Source organism: Chitinophaga lutea, assembly GCF_003813775.1.
Taxonomy (GTDB): domain Bacteria; phylum Bacteroidota; class Bacteroidia; order Chitinophagales; family Chitinophagaceae; genus Chitinophaga; species Chitinophaga lutea.
Map to the genome: position 1 here is coordinate 1490365 of NZ_RPDH01000001.1, position 19069 is coordinate 1509433.

At 54.6% G+C, this 19069-nt stretch carries 15 protein-coding genes; 5 read left to right on the forward strand and 10 right to left on the reverse strand.

All coding sequences use genetic code 11. The annotated features are described in order from the left end of the window. Nucleotides 1-85: 85 nt before the first annotated feature. The gene (locus tag EGT74_RS05820; protein WP_123845578.1) at nt 86-1006 is read right to left on the reverse strand and encodes a ketopantoate reductase family protein; all 921 of its coding nucleotides are present in this window, start codon (nt 1004-1006) and stop codon (nt 86-88) included. 268 nt (nt 1007-1274) lie between these two features. After that, nucleotides 1275-1706, reverse strand: coding sequence for a hypothetical protein (locus EGT74_RS05825; RefSeq protein WP_123845579.1), 432 nt, complete (start codon nt 1704-1706; stop codon nt 1275-1277). A gap of 355 nt (nt 1707-2061) precedes the next feature. Here EGT74_RS05825 and EGT74_RS05830 point away from each other — a divergent pair, with 355 nt between their 5' ends. Beyond that, nucleotides 2062-4494 (forward strand): heavy metal translocating P-type ATPase, encoded by a 2433-nt coding sequence (locus EGT74_RS05830; protein WP_123845580.1) that lies wholly within the window; start codon nt 2062-2064, stop codon nt 4492-4494. A 108-nt stretch (nt 4495-4602) separates the two neighbouring features. Here EGT74_RS05830 and EGT74_RS05835 read toward each other — a convergent pair whose 3' ends face one another. Together EGT74_RS05835 and EGT74_RS05840 are read right to left on the reverse strand one after the other, a co-directional pair. Continuing rightward, a complete protein-coding gene (locus tag EGT74_RS05835) occupies nt 4603-5490 on the reverse strand; it encodes an alpha/beta fold hydrolase (protein ID WP_123845581.1) in 888 nt (295 codons plus the stop codon). Between the two features lie 111 nt (nt 5491-5601). Continuing rightward, nucleotides 5602-6945, reverse strand: coding sequence for an FAD-binding oxidoreductase (locus tag EGT74_RS05840; RefSeq protein ID WP_123845582.1), 1344 nt, complete (start codon nt 6943-6945; stop codon nt 5602-5604). Between the two features lie 253 nt (nt 6946-7198). On the opposite strand from EGT74_RS05840, the gene EGT74_RS05845 reads away from it, so the two are divergent. After that, nucleotides 7199-7963 (forward strand): SDR family NAD(P)-dependent oxidoreductase, encoded by a 765-nt coding sequence (locus tag EGT74_RS05845; RefSeq protein ID WP_123845583.1) that lies wholly within the window; start codon nt 7199-7201, stop codon nt 7961-7963. Between the two features lie 119 nt (nt 7964-8082). On the opposite strand, the gene EGT74_RS05850 is transcribed toward EGT74_RS05845, so the two are convergent. From EGT74_RS05850 to EGT74_RS05865, 4 genes are all read right to left on the reverse strand, one after another. Continuing rightward, nucleotides 8083-8871, reverse strand: a complete 789-nt coding sequence (locus tag EGT74_RS05850; protein WP_123845584.1) for an alpha/beta hydrolase — start codon at nt 8869-8871, stop codon at nt 8083-8085. 127 nt (nt 8872-8998) lie between these two features. After that, entirely contained in the window at nt 8999-9751 is a 753-nt protein-coding gene (locus EGT74_RS05855; RefSeq protein ID WP_123845585.1) for a LytR/AlgR family response regulator transcription factor, read from the reverse strand. Continuing rightward, a complete protein-coding gene (locus tag EGT74_RS05860) occupies nt 9744-11444 on the reverse strand; it encodes a sensor histidine kinase (RefSeq protein WP_123845586.1) in 1701 nt (566 codons plus the stop codon). The genes EGT74_RS05855 and EGT74_RS05860 overlap by 8 nt, the downstream gene beginning before the upstream one ends. 48 nt (nt 11445-11492) lie before the next feature. Further along, entirely contained in the window at nt 11493-12590 is a 1098-nt protein-coding gene (locus EGT74_RS05865; protein WP_123845587.1) for a TlpA disulfide reductase family protein, read from the reverse strand. Nucleotides 12591-12807: 217 nt separating this feature from the next. Between EGT74_RS05865 and EGT74_RS05870 the strand changes: the two genes are divergently transcribed. After that, nucleotides 12808-13704, forward strand: coding sequence for a DUF6892 domain-containing protein (locus tag EGT74_RS05870; RefSeq protein WP_123845588.1), 897 nt, complete (start codon nt 12808-12810; stop codon nt 13702-13704). A gap of 307 nt (nt 13705-14011) precedes the next feature. After that, the gene (locus tag EGT74_RS05875; RefSeq protein WP_123845589.1) at nt 14012-14587 is read left to right on the forward strand and encodes an Ig-like domain-containing protein; all 576 of its coding nucleotides are present in this window, start codon (nt 14012-14014) and stop codon (nt 14585-14587) included. An 88-nt stretch (nt 14588-14675) separates the two neighbouring features. Here the strand turns inward: EGT74_RS05875 and EGT74_RS05880 are convergent, their stop codons facing one another. Together EGT74_RS05880 and EGT74_RS05885 are read right to left on the reverse strand one after the other, a co-directional pair. After that, nucleotides 14676-15371, reverse strand: a complete 696-nt coding sequence (locus EGT74_RS05880; RefSeq protein WP_123845590.1) for a LytR/AlgR family response regulator transcription factor — start codon at nt 15369-15371, stop codon at nt 14676-14678. 3 nt (nt 15372-15374) lie between these two features. Continuing rightward, nucleotides 15375-16421 (reverse strand): sensor histidine kinase, encoded by a 1047-nt coding sequence (locus EGT74_RS05885; protein WP_158618021.1) that lies wholly within the window; start codon nt 16419-16421, stop codon nt 15375-15377. Between the two features lie 194 nt (nt 16422-16615). Here EGT74_RS05885 and EGT74_RS05890 point away from each other — a divergent pair, with 194 nt between their 5' ends. Further along, nucleotides 16616-19015 carry an outer membrane beta-barrel family protein gene (locus tag EGT74_RS05890; protein ID WP_123845592.1) on the forward strand — a complete coding sequence of 800 codons (2400 nt, stop codon included), beginning with the start codon at nt 16616-16618 and terminating at the stop codon, nt 19013-19015. Nucleotides 19016-19069: the final 54 nt, after the last annotated feature.

Here is a 19069-nt window from a genome sequence, read left to right on the forward strand (position 1 = left end):
GCCCCTGTTCAACTCCCGATCAATGCGCAATACATCCCTTCAACGCATGGAGGTGTTGAGCATATCAACGTGATCAGCACCGCTGTCACAACCCTGATTTTATTTTCGTCAGTTCCCCCAGCAATGCCGTTTCCCTCACCGCCTCCTCCATCCCCAACCCCTTCGCCATCCGGGCGATCGCCAGGTTCAGCGTATCGATCTCCGTTTCGCGGCCGTTCTTAATGTCCTGCAAGGTGGAAATCAGCTGCCCGTCAGATGAGCGGCTGATGCGCAACAGGTTTTGCTCCACTTCGCCGGCATCGAGGTGAATTCCTTTTTCACGGGCAATGGCCATACACTCTGTGATGATGCGGTTTGCTATGCCCAGCGCTGCTTCGTTGCGGTGGAATATGCCGTTATCGATATCCAGCAAGGGGCATACGGAATTGAATGCACAATTGATGATCGCTTTTTTCCAGACGATCGTTTCAATGTCATTGTCCGCTTTGAACTGGAAACGGGCGCTATCGAGGAGCGACACCACTTCATGGAGGCCCGCCACTGTTCCCCGTACGATTCCAATGGGAGATACGGACACCGGCTTGAACCGCACCGCATTCTCACTCACCGTCTGCGCCGTCACAAACAGCACACACCGGTAAACCGCCGGGTAGTCGAGCTCAATGAAGGGCTGTTCTACCTCCAAACCGTTTTGCAATAAAACAAGCGGGGAATTGCCGGCTTTCTGCCGCAGCGTTTCCGCCAGCCGCCGGTTACCGTAAGATTTATTGGTCAGCACAATTACACCATTCAATTCGGAAAACTGGCTGAACGAGCTCACTTCAACCGCTGCTTCAATTGTGTCACCGGTTTCCGGTATCACCTGCAGGGTACGCGTTTCCGTCAACCCGTCGTCCACACTGCCCCGCAGCAGGTACACCTTCCTGTTTTCCAGCCGCAGCGCTACCGCGAGCGTTTTGCCGATCGCACCGGCGCCAATGATGTAGATATTTTGCAGATCGTTCATGGCTATCAATATTCGTGCAGCTTAAAATTCGGCAAAATATAATTCGGTGCACAGATGCAGTTTTATGAAATTTGACCATATCAGTTGCGGGTTAAGGCATTATCGGATACAAGGAACGATCAAAAACACAGGGCTTGGCAAAGTGATCCGCCGCCAGCTATAAAATCTGTTCTGATACTGCGTTGAAGTGCAGGGGTTTGAATACCGGACTAAAGTGCCGCATCGGTACCAATAAAAAGAGGCGCCCGGTTGAGCGCCTCTGTAAAAACTATTCCGTCACGCATTCCGGACAGCAGTCGGGCCATTCAAACGACGTGGTGGCGTACGCGTACGCGCCATTGTCGCATACCACTTCGCCCTCCAGGTCGCCGGCACAATACAGGTCATCGTCCGCGAAGCGGTGCGAGATGTACACGTCGCTGTAATTGATGTAGTCGCTGTAAGTGGCGAAACCGTTGATCAGGCCGTTGCCCCATACATTGTAGGTGACCGCCGAGGGTGTGCCCACATAGTAATAGTACACCCATACCTCATTAAAAGCAGGGTCGTACATCAGCTCGAAAAAAGTAATGGTGCCGGTCGCCGTTTTGATGTTCCTCGCAATTTTCAGGGACTTTTTCTTAGAGATGCAATTGGCCGCTCCGGGCAGCATCAGCAGGCCGCATACCAGCAATGCAAAAACAAGTGTGAATCGTTTCATAGTGGAATTGTATTTAGGGTGAAAAAAAACGCAGGGTTGTCTTAAGCACGGGCCTAACAAAAGGGTCTTATTAAATATAGTGCAAAGATTCGATGTATGCAAGCCGCCCGGTTCAATGAAAGGAGGCCGTCACTTCACTGTCCCCCTGCGTCAAAGCAGATCCGCCAGAACAATGTCATCGCCGTTCCCTTACATCGACAGGAAACACTGCATCCCCCGCCCCGGAAGAACCACCCGTAGCGGTTACTTTGCAACTGTGATACAAAGATTTCGGGGAAGCCAATGCGCCGATTGTCTTACTTTAGCGGCATACCGGCCATGGATATATTTTCAACGAACCCACCCATCTGCTGCTATGGAAAAACTAAAAATCAACATAGACCTCATCCTCCCCGACATCCCCGACGAAAAAGACGCCTGCGTGCAACGCATCATCGCCATCATGGAAGGCAGGCAGGGCATCGAAAAAGCGCACATCATACCGGGCGACAAACCGCAGCTGTGCTTTCACTACAATCCTGACATCATTACGGTAGACCGGGTGGAAAACATGGCCCGGCAGGCAGGGGCCGGCATCTCGCAACGCTACGGCCACATCCTGGCATCCGTGGAAGGCATCCGCCATCAGCGGCAGACGCGCCTCATCGAAGCCGCCATCAGCGGCACGCCGGGCATTCTCTCCATTGCCGTATCTGCGGCGGGACAGGTAATGATCGAATTCGACACGGAACAGGTCAGCGAAGAAAAAGTATATACCCTCCTTGAAAAAGAAGGGCTCCGGATAACGGACCACCGCCATGCCCATGGCCACAATCACGATCACGGGGAACCCGGGCACGAACATGCACACGGCGGCATTTTCGGAAAGAACACGGAACTGATATTCAGTATTTCCTGCGGCGCGTTACTGGGTATCGGGTTTGCCCTTTCCCGCATCCCCGCCATGCCCGCCCTTGTTCCGCTGGTCTGTTATATCGCCGCCTATTTTTTCGGCGGCTTTTTCACAGCGAAAGAAGCGGTGGAAACTATCCGGAAGGGCGGTTTTGAGATCGACTTCCTGATGCTGGTGGCGGCTATCGGCGCGGCTATCCTCGGCAGCTGGGCGGAAGGGGCGCTCCTGCTGTTTTTGTTCAGCCTGGGGCATGCACTGGAACATTTTGCGATGGAGAAAGCGCGGAAGTCCATCGCCGCGCTCACGGAACTGGCCCCTAAAACGGCCTTGCGGAAAACGAACGGGCAACCGGAAGAAGTTAAAATAGAAGCGCTCGGGCAAGGTGATATCATCATCGTACGCCCGAACACCAAAATCGCGGCAGACGGCGTTGTGGTGAACGGCAGCAGCAGCGTGAACCAGGCGCCCATCACGGGTGAAAGCATCCCTGTCGATAAAGTGGCGGTAGCGGACGCCGGCATCGGTATCGAAGCCGCCGCGCAGCTCGACGCACAGTACAGGGTATTCGCAGGCACCATCAATGGCAACGGACTACTTGAAATAAAAGTCACCAAAACAGCCGGCGACTCCACGCTTTCCCGCCTCGTCAAAATGGTGAATGAAGCGCAGACGCAAAAATCCCCCACCCAGCAGTTCACCGACAGATTCGAAAAGTATTTTGTACCGGCCGTATTGATACTCGTGGCGTTATTGTGTTTTGCTTTTGTGGTGATCGACGAGCCTTTCAAAGTCAGCTTCTACCGGGCAATGGCGGTACTGGTAGCCGCAAGCCCGTGTGCGCTGGCCATCTCCACGCCCAGCGCGGTATTGAGCGGCGTGGCGCGGGCCGCCCGCGCGGGTGTGCTGATCAAGGGAGGCCGGCCGCTGGAAGACCTCGGCACCCTCACCGCCCTCGCATTCGATAAAACCGGCACCCTCACGGAAGGCAAACCGAAACTCACCAGCATCGTGCCGCTCACGGGCCTGACGGAAAACGAACTGCTGAAAACCGTCGTAGCCGTGGAAGCCCTCAGCGACCACCCGCTGGCCAAAGCCATCGTGCGCGACGGGAAAACCAGGCTGGGCAATGAAATCATCCCGCCCGCGCACGGCATGGAAGCCGTACTCGGCAAAGGCATCAAAGCCAGGCTGGGCAACGACGACATCTTCATCGGCAACATCGCGCTGTTCACTTCCCTCGGAGACGTGCCCCTGCCGGACAGCTTGCAGGAGGCCGTGAAGAAACTGGAAGCAGCCGGCAATACCACCATGGTGATACGGCAAAACCGGACGTTCACCGGCATCATCGCCGTCATGGACACTCCCCGCCCGGAAGCCAAAGAAGCCCTCCAAAAACTGCAGCAAACAGGCATCCGCAAAATGGTGATGCTCACGGGCGACAACCAGCAGGTGGCGGAAGCGATCGCCGCGCAAACCGGCATCACCGAAGCCTGGGGCAACCTGTTGCCGGAACAGAAGGTAGCCGCCATTCAGAAACTGGCCGCACAGGAAAACAAAGTCGCCATGATCGGCGACGGCGTGAACGATGCGCCCGCCATGGCCAAAAGCACCGTAGGCATTGCCATGGGCGCGGCCGGCAGCGATGTGGCGCTGGAAACGGCCGACATTGCGCTGATGGGCGACCAGCTCACCCTGCTGCCCTTCGCCATCGGCCTCAGCCGCAAAGCGAAAAAGATCATCCGGCAAAACCTCGTGATCAGCCTGGGCGTAGTAGCCATGCTGGTGCCGCTCACCATCTTCGGCGTAGCGTCTATCGGCCCGGCCGTGATGGCCCACGAAGGCTCCACCCTCGTAGTGGTGTTCAATGCCCTGCGGCTGCTGGCATATAAAAAATGAACAACCGGCAATATTCACCGGTTCCTGGTAAACGGGAAAACACACCGGCCACCACCGCATTTTCAAAAGCAATAAAAAACGCCCGGCAGTACCGGGCGTTTCTTTTTTTTAGAATTTGATTTCCGCAGGTGGCGTATTATTCAGGAACGGCGTGGTGACGTTCATGATCTTTTCCGTTTCCATCATGAGCGTTACGTGGCCTGTGGCGGGAAAAATGGCGAGGCGCGATTTCGGCACACCGCCGGCCATGTCTGCGAAGATGTCCCCACCCAGCAGCCGGTACATGTCGGTTTTGTGCGTCATGTCCACCCCGTCGTTATCGCCCATGATCAGTAATACCGGGGCTTTGATGCCTTTGATATTGTTTTCGCCGAGGTTAAAATCTACCTGGTCCAGCTGCATGTACTTCGTGACGAACTTTTTCCAGTCGCCCGGTTTGGGCGCAACACTCTCATATACGGCTTTCAGCGGCGAGCCGTCGAACATATCGGGTGTGAAGGTCTTGAAAGCCTCCACCGCTTCCGGCCGCCAGCCGTTCATTTTGTATACGGTGGAAAGCGCCACGAGTTTTTTCACCATTTTCGGATGTGCGATGGCCAGCTGGAATGCAACGGTACCGCCGAGGCTGTAACCGAGCACATCGGCGCTGTCAATTTTCAGGTGTTTGAGAAGGCCGGCCACATCATCCGCCAGCGCGGGGTAGGTGGGCTTGCGGTCGATGTCGCCCGTGTGCCCGTGCCCCTGCATTTCCAGCGCGATCACTTTACGGGTTTTCGCCAGTTCCGGGATCAGCTGGCTCCAGTTCAGGTTAATGGTCATGAAGCTGCCGTGCAGCAATACGATGGGCTCGCCTTCGCCGTGGATTTCATAATACAGCTTGAGGCCGTTCACCGGTGCATAACCGGACGATTTTAAAGTGGCGAGGGGTTGTTGCGTCTGGGCGTTCACGGCGGCGAACGTGCAAAGAGATAACAGCAGTGCAAAAAGCTTTTTCATTGTTTTCTGGTTTTAGTCAGGTTTAACAATGCAAACATAAGCCCGTCCACCGGATTCGATGGTGTGCTATCACGACATTTGTGGGGCGGTTTGCGACTTCTTGGAAAAGCCCTATGATTCCAGCCCTAATCGTCTTGAAATATCGGAACTGAATTTGTTCTGCGGATCGTATTTCCGTTTCACGGCCAGCCATTCGGTGTACCGGGGATACATGGCCTTGAACGTTTTTTCATCGAGCAGCGCATCTTTGCCGAGGTACAGGCGGCCGCCGTATTCCAGCACTTTCGCATCCAGTTTCGGGGTAAAGGCCAGCAGTTGAGGAGTTACGGGGAAATCGATCGCCAGCGTGTAGCCACGGAACGGGAACGACAGGATACCCTGGCCGTCGCCCATTTTCTTGAATACGTTCAAAAACGGCATGCAACCGCTATCGGCGATCATGTTGAGGATTTCGGTGAGATGCCGTTTGCCGTTCTCTTCCGGTATCACAAACTGGTACTGTACAAATCCGCGTTTACCGTAGCCTTTGTTCCAGTTGTTGATGGCATCGAGGGGGAAGAAAAATTTATCGTAATGCACAAACGCTTTCGGGGAGTTCTGCACGAAGGCGATCACTTTGTTGAGGATACGCACCGTGAGGCCGTTAAGGGCAAAACCGGGAAGGAAGAAAGGAACGCTCAGTTTCCCGGAGCGGTGCAGTTTCAGCGGCTCCTGTCTCAGCTTCTCCGGTAATTCATGCAATGCAGCGCCGTTGCCGAGGGTGAGTACGCCGCTGCCCAGCTTGCTGCCTTTCGCCAGCGCGTCGATCCAGGCAACGGAATAGTTGTACGTGTGATCATATTCCTCCAGCGCTGCCAGCATATGATCGAGGTTTTTGATGCGCACGGATTTCTGCCGGAAATACGTGGTTTCTATTTTGCGCAGCTGCATTTTTACGGTGAGGATGATGCCGAGCAGGCCCAGCCCGCCGAAGTTGGCCCAGAAAAGGTCCGCATTTTCCGTGCGCGACGCGGTAACGATGCTGCCGTCGGCCAGCAGGATGGTAAAGGAAAGCACGCAATTCACGAAGGAACCGTCGGTGTGGTGGGCTTTGCCGTGGATGTCGTTGGCAATGGCGCCGCCGAGGGTGACGAACTTCGTACCGGGGCAGATCATCGGGAACCAGCCTTTCGGGGCGAATACCGAGATGATCTCATCGAGGCTGGCGCCGGCCTGGCATTCCAGCACGCCGGTGGTGTCGTCCCAGGCGATGAAATAGTTGAGATGGGTGCAAAGCACCACGTTGCGGTTTTCATTCACCGCCTGGTCGCCGTAGCTCCTGCCCAGTCCGCGGGCAATCACGGGGCCGTCTTTTAAAGCATCCCTGGAATCGTTTTCGCTGCGGGGGGTTAAGATATAAGACTCGGCAACGGGGTAATTGCCCCAGCCCGCCAATTTTCCTTTCTTCAGTGGCATCGGGAACACTAATTTCGCGCAAGTTAGCCATTTTAGGCCATTCCCCGGCGTTTATTCGCGGCGGAAGCCCTTCTGGCGCACAACTGGCGTGGCGCCCTTCCTGCGCCCGATAACGCTCCGGGGATGCCGTACCGGAAAACAAAAACATAACGCCGGGCAATTATTGGAATTATACCATTATTGGTGTGATGCTGACAATTTTACCAGCCGCCGTGTGCCGACCTTTGTACCGTTACTTCAAAACAATGTAATCATGAGCAACGATCAAAGAAAAATAGCGCTGGTAACCGGCGGCAGCCGCGGGCTGGGAAAAAACATGGCGCTGGCGCTGGCTGAAAAAGGCCTGGATGTGATTTTCACCTACCATCACAACGCGCAGGACGCGCAGGATGTAGCGGCGGCCATCGCCAACACGGGCCGCAAAGCGGCAACGCTGCAATTAAACGTGGGGGATGTAAAAAGCTTCGATGATTTCAGTAGCCGGCTGCATGCCGCATTGCGGCAACTGGGTGCGGATAAGATAGACTACCTCGTCAACAATGCGGGCATCGGTATCCATGTGCCGTTCACAGATACCACGGAAGCCCAGTTCGACGAGCTGATGGACATCCACCTGAAAGGCACCTTTTTCTTCACGCAAAAAATGCTGCCCCTCATGGCGGACGGCGGCGGGATCATCAATTTGTCCTCCGGCCTGGCCCGCTTCAGCATACCCGGTTACTCCGCATATGGGGCCATGAAAGGCGCGATAGAAACCCTCACCCGCTACATGGCGAAAGAGCTGGGCGCCCGAGGCATCCGTGCGAATGTGGTAGCGCCCGGGCCTATCGAAACGGACTTCGGCGGAGGAGCGGTAAGGGACAACAAGGAGATGAACGGCTTCCTGGCCGGGCAAACCGCGCTGGGCCGCGTGGGACAGGCCAACGACATCGGCAGCGTGGTGGCGTTCCTCTGCAGCGACGAATCGAAATGGGTGAATGCCCAACGCATAGAAGCATCAGGCGGGATATTTTTATAGGACAGGCGGAATCAACAGAAGCCGGGCTCACACCCGGCTTCTTCCTATACCGGCGCCAATACTACCGGCACGATCGCTTCTTTCGAATGCGCATTCATTTCAGCGCAGCCTGCACGCCACTACGCCTGCAGCCCCTGTTTCACCAGCCAATCGTACACAAAATCAGCGTCCCCTTCCCAGCCTGGCTGCCCCAGCACAAAGTGGTTGCGCCCTTCGAACTCCTTGTACTCCAGCACGGAGCCGTTTTGATGGTACGCCCTGAAGTTACGGCGATTGAGGTGAGCGGGAATGATGTTGTCTGTACTGCCGGCCGTCAGTAAAAGCGGTGCATGCGGTTTGTTGAAGTCTACCCGGGCCGCGCTGGTCAGGCCACCGCGGGCCACCGTTTTGGATTCGGGGATGGTGAATTTTTCCCAGGAAGCTTTCTGCTCTTCCAGGGGCATATCGTTCACGAAGGCATACTGCCAGTCTTTCAGCGACATCAGGTAAGTTTTCCGGAGGGAAGTAAATAACCCGAGCGCCTTCCAGCCTGCCTTGAGGAAAGAAAATTCGTAGGGGAATACGCCCTGCGGGGGAACGGAATGAATGGCCACGCCGGCGGCCCCGAGATCGCGGTTGATGAGGATTTGGGTCATCAGTCCGCCCAGGGAATGACCGATGATGATGGGCTTTTCAGGGAAACTTTTGACGACGTTCGCGTAATGATTGACGACTTGCTCGAGCGTTAAATGCGCCAGGTCTGTGTCGTTCGGTTGGCGGTTGCGGAGCTCTGCCGCGGAGGAGGCATCTTTGTAAGGCCAGGGCGGGGCGATGGTCTGGTAGCCTTTGTTCCGGAAATACGCTTCCCATTCATCCCAGCATTTGTTGATCACAAAGGCGCCCGTCACGAAAACGATTTGTTTGCTCATAAATACAAGGTTTTAGCATGTTTATAGTAACAGGTATACGACGATTTGGCTGGTATGTTTATGGTGTATGACTGGGGAGGCGGTTTCTAAAGATAAGGAAAAAAACGGCGAAAAATAAGGGGGCGTATCAGTTCTTCAGCAATTCTTCTTTGACCATATCCTTCTTCTGGCGGGATACCGGCACGTTGGCATTATCCGTCATCAGCAGCGTGTATCCCTCGCTGCGCAAAAAACTGCGGACGAATTTACGGTTCACCAGGTGCGACTGGTGGCACCGGATAAACCCGTAATTACTTAACAGCTCTTCATAGGTGGCGATGGATGTGGTAGAAAGCACTTTCTCCCCGTTTGACAGGTAAAAGAAGGTATAGGAGTTTTCGCTTTGGCAGCGGATGATCTCGTTTACGGCCACCAGGCGCATCTCCTTCAGCGAAGAAATGGCAATGCGGTGCTCCTGTTTGTTATGGGTATTCTGCAGGTAATGTAACAGGTTCCGGAGATTGAGGTTTTCCGTTTTCTGGGCGATTTTTTTTGCGGCCTTGTCTACGGCATGTTTCAACTCGTCAATATCTACCGGCTTCATCAGGTAGTCGATCGCGGAGAACCGGATGGCCCGGACGCCGTATTCACTGTAGGCGGTAACGAATATCACCTCGAAGTCGTACTGGCCGAGCTCCTGCAGCAATGCGAAGGCATCTTTACCGGGTAGCTGCACGTCGAGGAATACCAGCTGGGGGCGCAGCCCGGCAATCCGTTCCCGGGCCTCAAAAGCATCTGCGGCAGTACCGGCAACATGCACGTTGCCGCAGTATTTTTCCAGGAGATGCCGCAGGTTGTTGCTGTTATGTTGTTCGTCTTCGACAATGAGCGCTCTAATCATCGAGCCAATTTATGAATTTACAATGGAATGAAGTACCCGTGCCGTCGCTTTGCAGGTCCGCCTCAATTTTCTTGCCGTGGTGCATCTGGTTAAAAAGGGCGATTCTTTCATACGTCAGCTGCAACCCTTTGCCCCTATGCCGCTGCGTGGTGTCAAACCCCTTGCCGTCGTCGCGGATATGCACAAGAAGATCGTTTCCACGGGCGCCGACGGTAATGGTCAGCGTAAGCACATTGTCTTTGCCCCGCCAGCCGTGCTTGATGGCGTTCTCAACAACGGGCTGAAAGAAGAGGGGCAGCATTTCAATGTTGACGGGGTGAAGGCCCGGCTCCACAGACAGGGCGTATGTAAAAGGCCGCCTCAATTGTTCGAGGTTAATGTAACGCTGCAGGTGCTCCAATTCTTCCCCCAGATCCGTCATGGATTTTTCGCTGCTGTGAAGCGTATGCCGGAGGAGGCTGCCAAAACCGGAAAGGTACATGTTTGCTTTCTTCTGCTCCCCTTCGTTGAGAAGGCCCTGGATGGATCCCAGCGCGTTAAAAATGAAATGCGGGTTCAGTTGGGTATACAATGCCCTCACCCTGGAGAGATGGGCTGCCTGTAGTGCCCTCTGCCGGCGGTTCCTGAAAAACAGGAACAACAGCCCTGCCGGCAGCAGCAGGCACACTGCCGCCGCAATTCTGAACCACCATTGCTGGTACCAGTAACCGGGTACATAAAAACGTTGCGCACAAACCAGGTGCGGCTTGTCGGCATAACGGACTTCCAGCCGGTACTCATTGCCTGCTTCAAATCCGCTGACGAAGATCACGTTATTGGATTTCCGCCAGGAGCCCTCCCGGTGGCTGCCTGCCAGCAACCGGTACTCGAAGGCCGAATCGTTCGGGATGTCTTTCCGGCCGCTGAAAACGAAAGCAGCCCTGGTGCCCGGTAAAAGCCGGGTTACCCTACCGTACTCCGCAGCCCCGGGCCATTCGGCATAAAAATCATCACCATCACCCATGGCTCGTTTTGTGAGGGCTCCTCCCGAAAACATATCCTTCACAAAATCTTCAATAGTCAACGTGCCATTGTCCACATCGCGACGGAACATCAGCCGCGGAGGCGTTTCTTGGGGGTCTTCTTTTTTGAAGTGCGCCGTCAGAAAAGGCGCGGCGCCGTTATGACGGAACGAAAGGATCGCACTGTCGCCGTTCTGCAGGAAGGTGCGGTATAAAAGCAGGCTTTGGCGATGGAACGTTGAAGCCGGTTGGCCCATGACGCGTACCTGGTAGGTATCGATATACGGCGGTGCGGCCTTCACCTTCGACCAGTCCATTTCCAGCACACCATTCCTCCTGAAGCAGAATTCCATGGTTTCCAGCTTGAAGATGTGCGCATCTTCCGGTAACGTGTCCCGAAACGAGCCCGACACCGACCATCCGCCATTACTGAGCAGTTCCTCCATCCGGAAAGCCAGGATATCCAGCTGGCGCCCATATACAACATAGTGCTGATCCCGGAACGGCAGCCTGATATCGTATGGCTGGTAATTCACATCCTTGTTGACCATGTAGTTATTCTTCAGGCAGATGGCAGAGGAATCGTTATAGGTCATGTGCGTCATACCGAGGCGCTGCTGCGCGCCCGAGGGGACGAAGGAAAGACAGACAAGCAGAAGAGTGGCGAAAATGCTGACGAATCGGTTCATCATCGAAAATATAAATCAATTTTCAGGATTATTCTTTCCCGGAGCAACTGCTCACAGGGAATATTTTGACAGGTCTATGTCGATAGCCGCGATTTTCCCCTGGGGGTCGATCAGTATGTTCTGCGGAATGGCCTGGACATTGTATAATTTTCCGGTTGCGCTCTTCCAGCCTTGCAGGTCCGACACATGCAGCCAGTTAAGGTCATGCTGCCGGATGGCGGCCAGCCAGCGGGAACTGTCGGTATCCAGTGAAATGCCGATGATCTTCAGGTTCCTGTCTTTATTCAATTCGTGGAACTTCTTCAGAACGGGTACCTGCTCCAGGCAGGGCCCGCACCAGGAGGCCCAGAAATCCAGCAGCACGTATTTCCCCCTGGCATCGCTCAGGCGGAAAATATTGCCCGATGTATCTTTGACGGCAAATTCGGGCGCCATGTTACCCACCTGTATAGCCGCGCGATGCGCTATCCTTTCTTTCAGCGCAACACCTTCCACAGAACGTTGCAGCGCTGTCGGCAGTCCGCCGTAAAGGCCCCTGAGTTCGTCGATCTCCAGCTTGCGGAAAAGGGAATAGGCCAGGGTGATCAGGGAGATATAGGAGGCGGGATGCTCCCGGACCCACTGTTTCTCTACCAGCACCACCTGCCGCTCCAGCACCTTGCCTCGTTCCGCCATGTCGGCCAGGGTGGTGTCCGGCCGCGCTCTTTGGATACTGTCCATTTGATGACGCAGGAAGCCCAGGTTGTAATCGGCCTTTTCCCTTGCCGTCTTCAGGCTACGCCAATCGTCGTTGTACGGGGCATTCGACAGCAGCGAATTCTCGCGTTTGTACCAGTGGGTCCCTTTCAGTTGTACCGTCATTTTGTTGTTCTGTATATAGAGCTGCGTGAACGCAAAACGATTCCCCTTCAGATAAAGCGAAATCAGCAGGCCGGGCGTATTCAGTTTGCCCTTAAACTGAAACCTGCCATTCGTAATCTGAACGGAATCCGCGATTTTGGGATTCAGATCAGACCAGTCGATGCCATAAAGATGAATGTACTGGCCATTTAAAGCAGTGTCTGCCTGCCCCTGAAGCACATAACCATCCTGTGCCCGGGTATTGAAATTGCCTGCCAGGGCGATGATAAGAAAAAGAAGTTGCCGCATTTGTCGTGTGTTTATAACCAGTTAAAATTGTTGACGGAACAAAAATCCGTCTTCTTGTCACCACCATTCCGGTTGTCCCTGAATCTGGCGGCTACCGCCTTGAATCCGGCAGGGAAACCGGCGAAGTTCATTCACCAGCAGACCCCAGTAGTATGCGGGGGTGCTAGGTTTTACGTCAAATTCCGTAAGTTTACCTGCATTTAACCCGCAAAACACCATGCAAATACAACTCCTCGGGAATACCCTGCTCATCAACGGAGAGGCCATGCAGTTCCCCCTGCACATCGAAAAACTGCAACACCTGCTGGGCAACGCCCGGCACAACGAAAAGAAACATAATCACATCTACACCTGGGATGATCTCGGCATCCTCGCCTATTCCAAAAACGGGCAGGCGGTGGAAGCGCTCACGCTGGATATTAAGCCGGGAAACTATGATTTTTCCCCCGCGTCTCCCTTCAACGCCCAGCTCCTGATAGAACAAACACAGTACAAAGATTATTACCAGCAGCACATCCGGGAAGCGAAGAAAATTTCAAAGTACGACGAAGGCGGTACGCTGATCGTACATGACTTTGAGGTCTGGTTCGATATCGAAGGCGGCGACCTTACGCAGGTCAATATCAGCCATTACACCCCGCCGCCGCCCAAAGACACTGAAAAATACAGGCACCGGAAAGTCGAGGGTGAAACAATCGAATTCGCCGACTTCAACTTCAAGCTGGCCGTTATCCAGCACCTGATGTACGACAAGAAACTGTTGCAACCCGCTTTCGATCTCTACGACTTTGTCAACAACCACGCGGAAAGGGAAATCGATATCGAAGATGAAGGGTATGAATTCATCCCCGAAGTAACGGCCTGGTTCGAAGACCTGGAGATCGATAAAAAGTACGCGGACGAAATCACGGAAATCGTGCAGGAAGGGGGCGATGAGATTTACGGGCAGGTGCTGCGGTTCTGGGACGGGGAAGACAGTACTTTCAACATTACCGACTTCGACGATACCCGGCATTTTAAGAACCTCAGAAAGATGACGCTTTTTCACTCGGAAAACCTGCCGGAAATCAAAGCCATGCTGGCGAAGAAGGGCATCGACGTGGATGATATCTAGGCCTGTACTGCATTCCGTCAGGCTGCGCTGATGGCCCGGGCAATGCCGGAATGTTTCTATTCCATTGCAAATCAGTCAATTGAAAGCAGATAGCACCACTTGCGCACTTAGGTGTTCAACGAAGGATGAACGAACCTCCAACGAAGCTACAACGAACGATCAATTCTTTTCTGAAGGTTCGTTCATTCCCCTGTGAAGGTTCGTTCATCCTTCGTTGAACACCCTGAAAATGTACATTCGTGCACAATTTTTCTACATTCGCGCAAAATGAATCCTGGGCCATGAGAATAATTTTGCAGAAAAAAACATGGCAACCTCCATCAGCAACAACATCACACACGGCGCCAGCGGTACGCTGGGCGACGTGGTATTCCGCCGCATGCACGGCAAGATAGTGCTCTGCAAACGACCCCGGCCCAGCTCAAAACCGCCCAGCAACGAACAGCTGGCGCTGCGCGGGCGTTTCCGCATGGCGCAGCAATATGCAGGCAGGGCCATCAAAACGCCATCCCTGCGGGCCGTTTACGCGTCCAAAGCCAAAAAAACGGGACGGACGGTCTATCACCTCGCCCTCCAGGACGCCAGCGTGGCGCCTGCCATCTTCCGGCTCATTACCGGTCCCCGCATCCGCATATACGCCCGCGACAACTTCCGCGTGCAGGCGGTCAGCATCGTGATCGTTACGGCATCCGGGAGCATCTGGGAAGAGGGAGCGGCAGTACAACAGGCAAACAGGTTTGAATGGACCTATACGCTGAAAAAACTTCCGCAGGCGGATTGCACCCTGCACATCGTGGCCACCGATCTTCCGGGGAATACCACCGGCAGGGAACTCATCATTCCAGCGGCGGCTTTCATCAACGAAACGAGGCATTTCGGATAATATTTTCAAAACGGGTGCGGACGGGGTGTAACTTCATTTCGTGACAAGGAAATAACAGGGGCGCATCCGGCATCAACAGGCGGGAACGTTACCCGTTCCTGCCCCTGTTCAGTCTCGCCAGGAAACCGGCCTTGTGGCTCTCGCCGATGGGCAGGTAATGCTCACCGATCACGATCCGGTTGCGTTCGATGGCGTCGATCTTATCCACCGCAACGATGTAGGATTTGTGCGCCCGTGCAAACAGATTGCCGGGCAGGGCCTCTTCGAGGTTCCGCAGGCTGTCGAGCGTAATGATTTTATCATGGGTAGTGTGGATGAGCACGTAATCCCGCGCGCCTTCGAGAAACAGGATCTCATCGAACCGGACTTTCACCAGCTTCTGGTCTGTTTTGATAAAAATGTGCGGAGCAGCGGGAGCGGACGGGCCAGGCGTAAGTTGCTCCGTTACCTTTTGCACGGCTTTGCAGAAACGTTCGAACGAGATGGGTTTGAGGAGGTAGTCGGTTACGTTATGTTCAAAACCATGGATGGCGTATTCGGTATAGGCGGAAGTGATCACCACCTTGCATTTGTTGTTGATCGCCTGCATGAACTGCAATCCGTCCAGTTCGGGCATCTGGATGTCGAGGAAAATGACATCCGTTTTTTCGGGAGTAGCGAGGCGCAGCGCTTCCAGCGGCTTATCGCAAGCCGCCACCAGCTGAAGGTTCGGCAGTTTCGATACATAGCTGACCATCAGGTCCAAAGCCCAGGGCTCATCATCTACGAGCAGGCATCTGATCATATGCTATACAGTTTTGAGCAATATTTCAAGGTGAATGGTAAAGGCATTTTCTTCGGGCCTGATCTCCAGTTTGTGCCGCCCGCCATACTGCAGCGCCAGGCGGCTCCTGATGTTTTTCAGGCCGATGCCGGAAACGGGGTCTTTGGTATGGTGGTTGATTTTGTTCCGCACCGTAAACGTCATCCGGTTGCCTTCCACTGTCAGCCCGATCTGTACCGGGTTGGCGGGGTCGGTGGTGACGCCGTGCTTGAAGGCATTTTCCACGAAGGAGATCAGGATGAGCGGGGCGATGAGTTTTCCTTCCGGCTCGCCTTCCTGCCGAAAGTCGATGGCCATGCTGCGGCTACGGTATTGCTGCAGCTCGATGTAGTCTTTGACGTAATTGATTTCCCGCGCAAGGGGAATATCTTCCGCACCACTGTCTGCCGTCATGTACCGCATGATATTGGACAGTTTCTGGATGGCCGGCAGGGAATTTTCGGAATGATGGAACACCATCGAATAGATATTGTTCAGGCTGTTGAACAGGAAATGCGGGCTCACCTGCGATTGCAGCAGCACCCTTTCCGCCGCTACTTTTTCTTCCTGGAGCTGCAACCGCTGGTTTTCGGACCGGAGCCAGCTATCCACGAACCAGATAATGGTGCCGGGCAGGATCAGGTAACTGATACACTGGAAAAAATTATTGACGGTATAAGTGCCCCACAGTATGCTGTAGTCGTCGTAACAATAATTGCAGATATCCAGGTAGCGCACAAAAAGATCTTCCTGCACCCAGAACCGAAGGCCTACAAATACAAGCGAAAGTGCAAACCAGCTGCATACCAGCAGGAGGAATTTCCGCCGTTTAAAAAATACCGGCAGCAGCAAACAATAGTTCAGGTAGAAAAACCCGGTAAAAAGCACCAGGTTGCTGAGAAAAACGGGCTGAAGGAAAATACCGGGATCCAGCACCCTGTTTTTGCGGGCGAGCACGTTCACGAACTCTACAAAAACGAAAATGTAGAGCCAGAACAGCACATGCACCCAAATGAGCATTCTTTTTTTCATGCCTCCGCAAAGTAGGGAAAAAGCCCGGAACAGCGGGGTTCCCGCTGCAAACGCCACTGTTTGTACGGCAAACGGGCAGGAACGTACTGCCAATCCGGCCGGCCGTTTCAAAACCGCCATGGCATTGATCGCACCAATCACGGCGTTTGCAGAAAATCCCCGGCGGCGGGCCGGCTCGCGGGTAGTTTTGCCCCATGTTCAGATCCGTTATTTTAATTTGTACGCTGGCGATGAGCGCCCGCGCGGCCGACATCAAAGTAAACGTTACCGACAGTACAGGTACGGCCATCCCGAATGCCTCCCTTTCTCTCCACTCCCCCAACGCCGTGCTGAAACACGCCGTTACCGATTCCTCCGGTAATGCCATATTCCGGGAGCCGGGTACCGGCCGGTATTTCATCGGTGCGGCGGCCGCCGGGTTCCGCAGCGCCCGTACCGCCTCGTTCTCCTGGCCGCAAAACGACACGCTCATCACCCTGGTGCTGCAAAGCAGCATCACCCAACTGGCCGGCGTCACCGTTGCGGCAGCGAAACCATTGCTGGAGGCGGTAGACGACCGGGTGATCTTCAACGTGGACCGGGATCCTTCCCTGGCCGGATTGTCCGCCTCGGATGCATTCGCGAAAGTACCGTTTGTCAGCGTCGACGGGGAAGGGCGGGTACAGCTGAAAGGCCAGTCGTCTTTCCAGATACTCGTCAACGGCAAACAAACGGCGATGTTCGCACACAACCCTGGCGATGTCCTGAAATCCTTTCCCGCCAGCCTCATCAGCAGGATAGAGGTGATCACCCAGCCTTCGTCGAAGTACGAGGGCGAAGGCATCACCGGGCTCATCAATATCATCACCAAAAGGAAAGTGGCCGGCTATAACAGTTCCACCGCGCTGAACTATAATACCCTCGGCCAGATCAATCCCAACACTTCGTTCAACCTTAAATACGGTAAAATCGGGATTACTTCTTTTTTGTATTACGCCAAAAACCTCGCCTGGGATACCCACGGGTTTCAGCACTACACCGCACTCACCCGTCCCGCCGCATTTGCGTTCCGCGAGTCGGCCGATACTACCCGCGCTACCCGGTACATGGGCGGCGGCAACCTCGAAATAGCCTATGAACCGGACAGCATGCGCACGCTCAGCCTGTACGGCCGCCTGCAGACATCGGGCAGGAATACCCGGCAGCGCAGCCGCCTCACGACGTACGACGATCATCTGCGCCCGCTGCAGCAGAGCCTGCTGGAAACCGGCGAGGAAACCGGTGCGCCCGGCGGTGAAGTGGGGCTCGATTACCAGCAGCAGTTCAAAAACCCGCAGAAATCCCTGTCGTTCGGCATGAACCTGCAGGCCAACCGCCAGCTAAACAACCTGCAAAGCGCACAATACAACACATCCTCCGAAAGCCGGTTCCTCCGTAACACCTCCGAAGGCAGGAACTTCCAGACCAGCTACCAGGCCGATTATGCAGTGCCCTTATCCCCCTCCTTCGCCCTCGAAACGGGCGCCCGCGGCATTCTCCGCCGCGTCCGGTCGGATTACAGGAGCCTGGTCAAAGACGGGCAGACCGGCGAATACACACCCGACCCGGACAACAACGACCGGCTGAAATACAGCCAGGACGTATGGGGCGCCTATGCTACCGGGGTTTATAAAACAGGGAAAAACGGTTTCACCATCAAAGGCGGCGGGCGGCTGGAGAAAACGTCGGTAAGGGGACACTTCATCCACCAGCAAACTACAGTGCGGCAGGACTATTATTCTTTCCTGCCCGGCCTGGCCGTGCATAAAACGCTGAAAAACGGCAAACGCCTGTCGCTAGCCTACTCCCGGCGGCTGGCCAGGCCCGGGTTGACATTTCTCAACCCTTATACAGACAACCGCGACCCGTTGTTTATCTCTTATGGCAACGAGCGCCTGCAACCCGAATTCGCCAACAATGCGGAGATCACGCTCGCTTCCTTCAGCAGCAGATTCTCTTACAGCCTTGCGCTCAGCGGCTCATTCAACAACAGCGGCATTCAGCGTTACCTCGTGTTTGACGAATCTACCGGCATCAGTACGCAGACGTACGACAACATCGGCCGGAGCCGGATTTGGGGCATCAACGGATATGTATCTTTCAACCCGGCCAAACAGTTTTCCGCCACGCTCAACTTCAACGGTTATTATGCTTCGCTGCGAAACACGAAACAACCCGCCGAAAACAGGCGCGGGGCTTACGGTTCATTCAGCAGCGCCATCATGTACAAACCGGCCGAAAGGCTCATGTTCTTCAGCAACCTGACCTACACTGCGCAACCTTTGCAGTTGCAGGGACGGAACGGAGATTATCTTTTCTATAACATCGGCGGCGGCTACTGGCTGCTTAAAAAGAAACTGATGCTGTCGCTGGCGGCGCTCAACTTCATGGATAAGTACTGGCAGTCGGCCGACAATTTTTCCACCGCCGTATTCCGCCAGCGCTCGGGCTCATACAGGCCCGCACGGTGTTTGTCCATCGGTTTGCGGTACAACTTCGGCAAACTGACCGAAAATACCTCCCGCAAAAAAGGCGTGAACATCGACGATGCCAAGCAGGATGTGAACAACCGTTAGCAGAAACGGCGCGCCTTTGTCGCAAATCGCCCGCAAAAAGTCGAATTCGCACCA